General features: G+C 68.1%; 4 protein-coding genes and 1 other RNA gene. 4 read left to right on the forward strand and 1 reads right to left on the reverse strand.

Annotation, left to right across the window (positions count from 1 at the left end; all coding sequences use genetic code 11):
* Nucleotides 1-130, forward strand: a transfer-messenger RNA (tmRNA) gene (gene ssrA, locus WA805_RS21935); the annotation flags it as partial.
* Nucleotides 131-624: 494 nt separating this feature from the next.
* A complete protein-coding gene (locus WA805_RS21940) occupies nt 625-792 on the forward strand; it encodes a DUF3117 domain-containing protein (RefSeq protein ID WP_422286092.1) in 168 nt (55 codons plus the stop codon).
* Nucleotides 793-871: 79 nt separating this feature from the next.
* Here WA805_RS21940 and WA805_RS21945 read toward each other — a convergent pair whose 3' ends face one another.
* Nucleotides 872-1,486, reverse strand: a complete 615-nt coding sequence (locus tag WA805_RS21945) for an O-methyltransferase (RefSeq protein WP_422286097.1) — start codon at nt 1,484-1,486, stop codon at nt 872-874.
* Nucleotides 1,487-1,612: 126 nt separating this feature from the next.
* Here WA805_RS21945 and sigE point away from each other — a divergent pair, with 126 nt between their 5' ends.
* Together sigE and WA805_RS21955 are read left to right on the forward strand one after the other, a co-directional pair.
* Nucleotides 1,613-2,248, forward strand: coding sequence for an RNA polymerase sigma factor SigE (gene sigE / locus WA805_RS21950; RefSeq protein ID WP_422325062.1), 636 nt, complete (start codon nt 1,613-1,615; stop codon nt 2,246-2,248).
* A partial coding sequence (locus WA805_RS21955) for an anti-sigma factor family protein (RefSeq protein WP_425243271.1) occupies nt 2,245-2,523 on the forward strand: 279 nt, incomplete at its 3' end. The genes sigE and WA805_RS21955, both read left to right, overlap by 4 nt.

The following is a 2,523-nucleotide window of genomic DNA, read 5'->3' on the forward strand; positions in this document are numbered from 1 at the left end:
ACAGTGGCTGAGCCCGTCGGCGTCTTGCCTGCGTGATCGCCGGGGCTGAGAAAAGCAAATACAGGCTGCGCTCGGAGAAGTCCTGGTGAGGTACTGAAGGACCCGGGTTCGATTCCCGGCACCTCCACCGTTAACTACGCGCCGAATGGCTGACACTGCCGTTCGGCGCGTTTTTCATGATCACGAAAGAAAAGTTTCCTATACGCATACTTTTCTTTCGTGATCATGCTGAGGGACGCGAACGCGACGTCACACAGGCATGGTGCGGGCGGGCGGCGTCGTCACAGCTGCGGCGAAAATTCTCACCGGGCGCAGGCGCACCAGGCAGGGGCGGGCACCTTGCGCGAGCCGCGCGCGGGCCGGCGGAGGGCTCGGGGACGGTGCCGGCGGGCGGTTTGCGCCGGGTTCCTGGGCGGCGCGCGTAGGCGATCATTACCATTCTGCGTCCGAACACGGGATAATAGGGCGACAGATCAACACGGTTGTTGCGGTCAGCCCTGCCTGGCGGGGCCGGCCTGATACGGCCCGCGCGAGGCGGTCGGCGCTCGCGGTTCGCGAAGGACCGCATGGGCGCCACGGCGGCGAGGACCATTGGTACGTGCGCGTGAAGGAAGGGGATGCAGGATGGCGGCGATGAAGCCGCGGACGGGCGATGGCCCGCTCGAGGTGACCAAGGAGGGCCGCGGCATCGTGATGCGCGTCCCGCTGGAAGGCGGCGGCAGGCTTGTTGTGGAACTGTCGGCTGACGAGGCTGCCAAGCTGGGTGATGCGCTGCAGGCGGCTGTCGGGTAACGCCATATGAACCCGTTGCCAAGCCGCTTTGAATCCGTGCCGCTGAACTGGAACCACGCGTACGTTCGGAATAACTATCTTATTTCTTTATGGCGGCCAGCAGGCCGCCGGCGATCGGAAGCAGCAGCGGAACCACCCGGTCGTCGATCCTGATCATGTCGGCGAGTTCGCGTGCGCCGTCTTCGGCCGGCCCGGCGTCGCGCGGCAGGGCGTCGTTGAAGACCGCGATGCCGCCCGCGCGGAGCAGCCGGATGCTCGCGGTCAGGTACTCGGGGTAAGCGACCGGGTCCGCGTCACAGAACACGAGGTCGTACGCGCCGTCGGACAATCGCGGCAGCACGTCGAGCGACCGGCCTAGGATGAGCCTGGCCTGGTTGGCCGCGAAGCCGGCCTGGGTGAACACCTTGCGCGCCATCCTGTGGTACTCCGGTTCGGTGTCCACGCTGGTCAGCACGCCGCCGGGGCGCATGCCGCGGAGCAGCCAGATGCCGGAGCTGCCGCAGCCGGTGCCGATCTCCACCACCGCCTTAGCCGCGATCGCGGTCGCGAAGAACCGGAGTGCGGCGCCCGTGGCGGGTGTCACTGGTACTGTCCCGCCGATCTCATCGGCGGCTCTGCGGGCGGTGAGCAGCGGCTCGTCTTCTACCGCGTACTCGGCCTCGTCATACTCGATGACTGCCCCCTTCGCGACGATTCCCTGGCGGTGAGCCTAGCTAATTTCGCTGGTCCGTGGAACCTGAAGGCGGTGCTGAGCGTTGGCCAGATGACGAGCGAAGCCCTCTTCCGGGTGCATAGCGGAAGAATTCAGTGCAGGATGGTCGTGATCACGCCGATGCTTTACGCGCTCGGCGGACCGGTGGAGGAGGCCGTGGGGCCTGAACCAGCGCAGCTATCCCAGTGGGAGCTTCCTAGCTGGGAAGAGATCGTACGGGCGCATTCGGCGCGCGTGTACCGGCTCGCGTACCGGCTCACCGGGAACCAGCACGACGCGGAAGACCTGACCCAGGAGGTCTTCGTCCGCGTGTTCCGCTCGCTGTCCAGCTACACGCCGGGGACGTTCGAGGGCTGGCTGCACCGGATCACCACCAACCTGTTCCTCGACAGCGCGCGGCGCAGGCAGCGGATCAGGTTCGAAGGCCTGGGCGACGAGGTCGCGCAGCGGCTGCCTGGCGCCGAGCTGACCCCGGCGCAGGCGTGGGACGAGCGGCACCTCGACGGCGACATCCAGGAAGCGCTGCAGGCGCTGCCGCCGGATTACCGCGCCGCGGTCGTGCTCTGCGACATCGAAGGGTTCTCCTACGAGGAGATCGCGGTCACGATGGGCGTGAAGCTCGGCACCGTGCGCAGCCGGATCCATCGCGGGCGCGCACAGCTGCGTGCCGCGCTCGCGCACCGGGACCGGCAGGCCGGACGGCGTAACAGGCAGGAAGAGCAAGACGTGGCGGGTGAGCCGTGACTCATCTCGGTGAGCAGATCTCCGCCCTGGTCGACGGAGAACTGACCGGCGCGGAACTCGACCGCGCCAACGCGCACCTGGCGGCGTGCGAGCGCTGCCGCGCGGAGGCAGCGGAGATGAGGCAGCTCAAGCGTGCCCTGCGGGCCCTCTTCGAGGTGGACTGCGACGACGAGCTGACCCGCAGGCTGCTGGGGGAAGCGGGTCCCGGCGGGCCCGTGCCGTCGCGCCAGGACAGGCGCGAGCAGTACCGGCGCGGCCGGGGCAAGGGACCGCGG

This window comes from Trebonia sp. (assembly GCF_049794275.1).
In the GTDB taxonomy this organism is placed as follows: domain Bacteria; phylum Actinomycetota; class Actinomycetes; order Streptosporangiales; family Streptosporangiaceae; genus Trebonia.